Source organism: Candidatus Desulfolinea nitratireducens, from assembly GCF_982879505.1.
The window spans coordinates 1-3530 of sequence record NZ_CEYOSI010000292.1; the positions used below are offsets into that span (position 1 = coordinate 1).

Sequence of the window (3530 nt, forward strand, 5' to 3'; positions counted from 1 at the left end):
GACCACATCACTCTCGGTGATAGTTCGTCCGGGTGAGATCATTTTTTGCCCAACTTCAAACTCTTCAAAATACTTACCGCGAACGGCAGGGATCGTGGATGTCATATAAACTCCTATTCGTATGGTTTGATCAGATACAATAACACTCCATACGCTTTTTAGTATCCATGATTCTAGCATATAACCTTTGAACTACTTCCAAACTATCGTACAATAAAGCCATGCGAACCTGGTCCCTTGGCTCCGACGATCCACTTTCTTTAACTATGGCGGCGGATGCCCGGTTATCATCCCCTGACTATGGCAACGATCATATTTGGGAATTAGAGCTTGGCAGTGGGGAACCCGCTTCCCTGGCTTTAAGGACCACCTATGGATTGCGCGCGCGCGCCATGCGGATTTTTCCACGTTTTTATGAAGATGGAAATATGATCAGCGATCCCGCTTTTTTCGCGACCCCGCCACGGATTACCCTCTTTTATGCCAACTTTTTGGAGGTCAAATTTTTTCCCTTTAAGGATCTTGAGGTCACCGCCGAATATTGGATTCCCGACTCTCATAGCATTTGCGGGCGTCTAAATATCGCCAACAGAACTACAGATGAACGCCAAATCGAGTTTGAATTATGCGCGCTTTTATCTCCACTAATGGGGAGAAATCTTCAGCAGGAACAAATCCAGGCGGTCAATATCCTGGCAGGAAAGACCGCGAATCTTGCACCCGTTATCTTTCTGACGGGCGGCCCCTCCTTTGGCACAGGACCACAGCCCTCTCTCAACCTGAAATTTGACCTCGGACCCGGCGCAAAACGGCGCTTTAGCTGGGCGCAAGCCGCGCTACCCGAAAGAGAAGATTCCTTCGAACTCGCTCGTCGCACGGTTGCACGCCCCTGGGATGCCGAGCGTGCCCGGATCGAATTGACCAATGCCAGCCAGGTGGTTGATATTGAAACTGGCGACCCTGCCTGGGATGCGGCTTTTGCCCTCAGCCAGCAAGCCGCCTTTCGGCTCTTTTTTAAGGCAAGCGATCATTTACCAGAGCCCACCTTTGTCTCTGCGCGGCAACCCGATCATGGAAATTCCCGCAGTGGTGATGGCAGCGACCATCCGCCTATTTGGAGCGGGCAGTCACCTCTTGAGGCTCTTTATCTGGCCAGTCTTCTGCCCGGCGCTCCCCTATTGGGGCAAGGTCTCCTGAAAAACTTTTTATCTGCTAAAAACGAATCGGGCAATATTGATCACAAACCCGGTCTGGCTGGTCAGCGCAGCCAACTGCTTGCGGCGCCTTTTCTCGCCTCTTTTGCATGGGATCTGTACAAAAAGAACCAGGACGAGCACTTTCTCGCCGAAGCATACCCGGCGCTGCTCCAATTCTTCTGGGCATGGTTTGGGCCAGAGCATGATCGCAATAATGACAATCTCCCTGAATGGGACCATCCTCTCCAGACAGGCTTTGAAGATCATCCCCTTTTCGATAGCTGGCATCCCTGGGGGCGTGGTGTAGATATATCCACTGTTCACAGCCCCTCACTTTTTTCCGCACTCTACCGTGAGGCAAAATCCCTGATCAAAATCGGTGAAATCATTGGCGAAAAGAACGATTTCGCCATACTAAATACACAAGCCGAGGTTCTGCTCACTGGTCTTCAGGCCTGCTGGAAGCCACGACAGGCAGCCTACCGACACCTAGACCGAGATAGCAATCTCGCCCAACACGGTAAAATTCTTCACCGTCAAACCGGCGGCGGGGAAATCATCCTCAATGAGAGCTTTAAGAAACCCGTCCGTCTATTGATTGAAATCAAAACAGAAGGCAGCGCCACTCGCCGCCCTGAGGCCGAGATCAGCGAATTTATCTTCAAACTCGGCAATGGCGAAACCATCACTCCCCTCGAATTCAAGTCCACCAGCGCAGGCTCAGTTGCCACCAGCAAAAAGATCTATGGAAAAACCGGAAAGATTACGATCAACGATGTGGATGAGAAGGACAAAATCATCATCCGCACAGTCGATTTGAGTGCAGACGATCATACTCAACTTTTACCTCTCTGGGCGGAGATGATGGACGAAAAACAGGCAGAATCGCTCGTGGACCGAACAATATCCAATGCCGAAAAATATAAGCGCCCATTTGGCTTGCCAGCCTGCCCCTCCCCCCCGACAATAGAGGCCGAGGCAACCTGCCTCAGCGTTCACCTCCCCTGGAATCAACTGGTTACCGAGGGTTTGCTGGCCTACGGATATCAACGTGAAGCGACGCGCCTATTCGCATATCTGATGCACGGTATCCTGCAAAACCTGAAAAAAAATAACGCTTTTTATCAAACCTATAATGCCGTAGTTGGAACAGGCGTCGGTGAGCGGAATGCACTCAGCGGCCTCGCCCCAACGGGACTCTTCCTGCAAATTTTGGGAGTAGAGATCATCTCAGCGACAAAGGTGCGGCTGGAAGGGCAGAATCCCTTCCCATGGCCGGTAACGATAAAGTATCGCAGGTTGAAAGTTAAACGAGATGCGGAAAAGACCGAGATCACCTTTCCGAATGGAGAGCAAATTGAGGTCACGGATGAGAATCCGTGCACTGTATCCATTTAAAGGTATAGTATATAGAATATGAGGTGCTGGTCACCTCTAGTATCAAATGTATCCTTGCAAGTGATACTCATCGACTCATAAGAAGAAAAAGTCTATGGAAGAACTTGGCCATATTATTCTTGAAGCAGAACGCAGCATCCTGCTATTGCTGCTAATTGCCTTAGTTGTATCGATCCTGGCAAAACGGTTCCGCTGGCCCTATACAGTTGGTTTGGTCATTATGGGGCTGGTGCTGACCTTTATCAGGCAGAGTGAGTTAATTATTTCTCCCGAGTTAATTTTGGGAATCCTGGTTCCGCCCCTGCTTTTTGAAGCGGCCTTCCATATCCGCGTGGATGATTTGCGGCGTGATTTTGGGCTGATCATGCTTTTGGCAATTCCCGGCGTAATCCTGACAACGATGTTGGTGGGGGGAGCGATCAACTGGGGAACGGGAATGTCGATGGCTACCGCATTGGTCTTTGGCGCCTTGATCGCAGCGACAGATCCTGTGGCAGTTGTGGCGCTTTTCAAACAGTTGGGTGTACCCAAACGCCTGCAAATTTTGCTCGAAGGGGAAAGCCTTTTCAACGACGGCACTGCTATTGTGATGTTTGGCCTGATGCTCGATATCGCTTTGCGCGGGCAATTTAACCTGACCGAAAGCCTGATCGACTTTGTGCGTGTGGCCGGTGGAGGTGTTTTTGTAGGCTTGATCTTGGGGATATTGGCCTCGCAGGCCATTGGCCGGATAGACGATGCCCTTGTTGAAACCACGATCACAACCATCCTTGCTTTTGGCGCATACCTCATCGGTGAAGAGCTCCATGTGAGCGGCGTGCTGGCAGTTGTGGTGGCTGGTATCGTCAACGGGAATGTCGGCCCACGCGGTATGTCTCCAACCACACGGATTGTCGTAAATAATTTCTGGGAATATGGCGCATTTCTGGCAAACTC

Annotated in this window: 2 protein-coding genes; both read left to right on the plus strand. The window is 50.7% G+C overall.

Translation table 11 applies throughout. The features are described 5' to 3' along the window. Positions 1 to 221: 221 nt before the first annotated feature. On the plus strand, positions 222 to 2594 hold the full coding sequence (locus AC3DOM_RS16720; RefSeq protein WP_487920174.1) for an MGH1-like glycoside hydrolase domain-containing protein: 2373 nt from the start codon (positions 222 to 224) through the stop codon (positions 2592 to 2594). A gap of 94 nt (positions 2595 to 2688) precedes the next feature. Beyond that, positions 2689 to 3530 (plus strand): cation:proton antiporter (locus AC3DOM_RS16725; protein WP_487920175.1); only part of this gene is annotated, 842 nt, incomplete at its 3' end.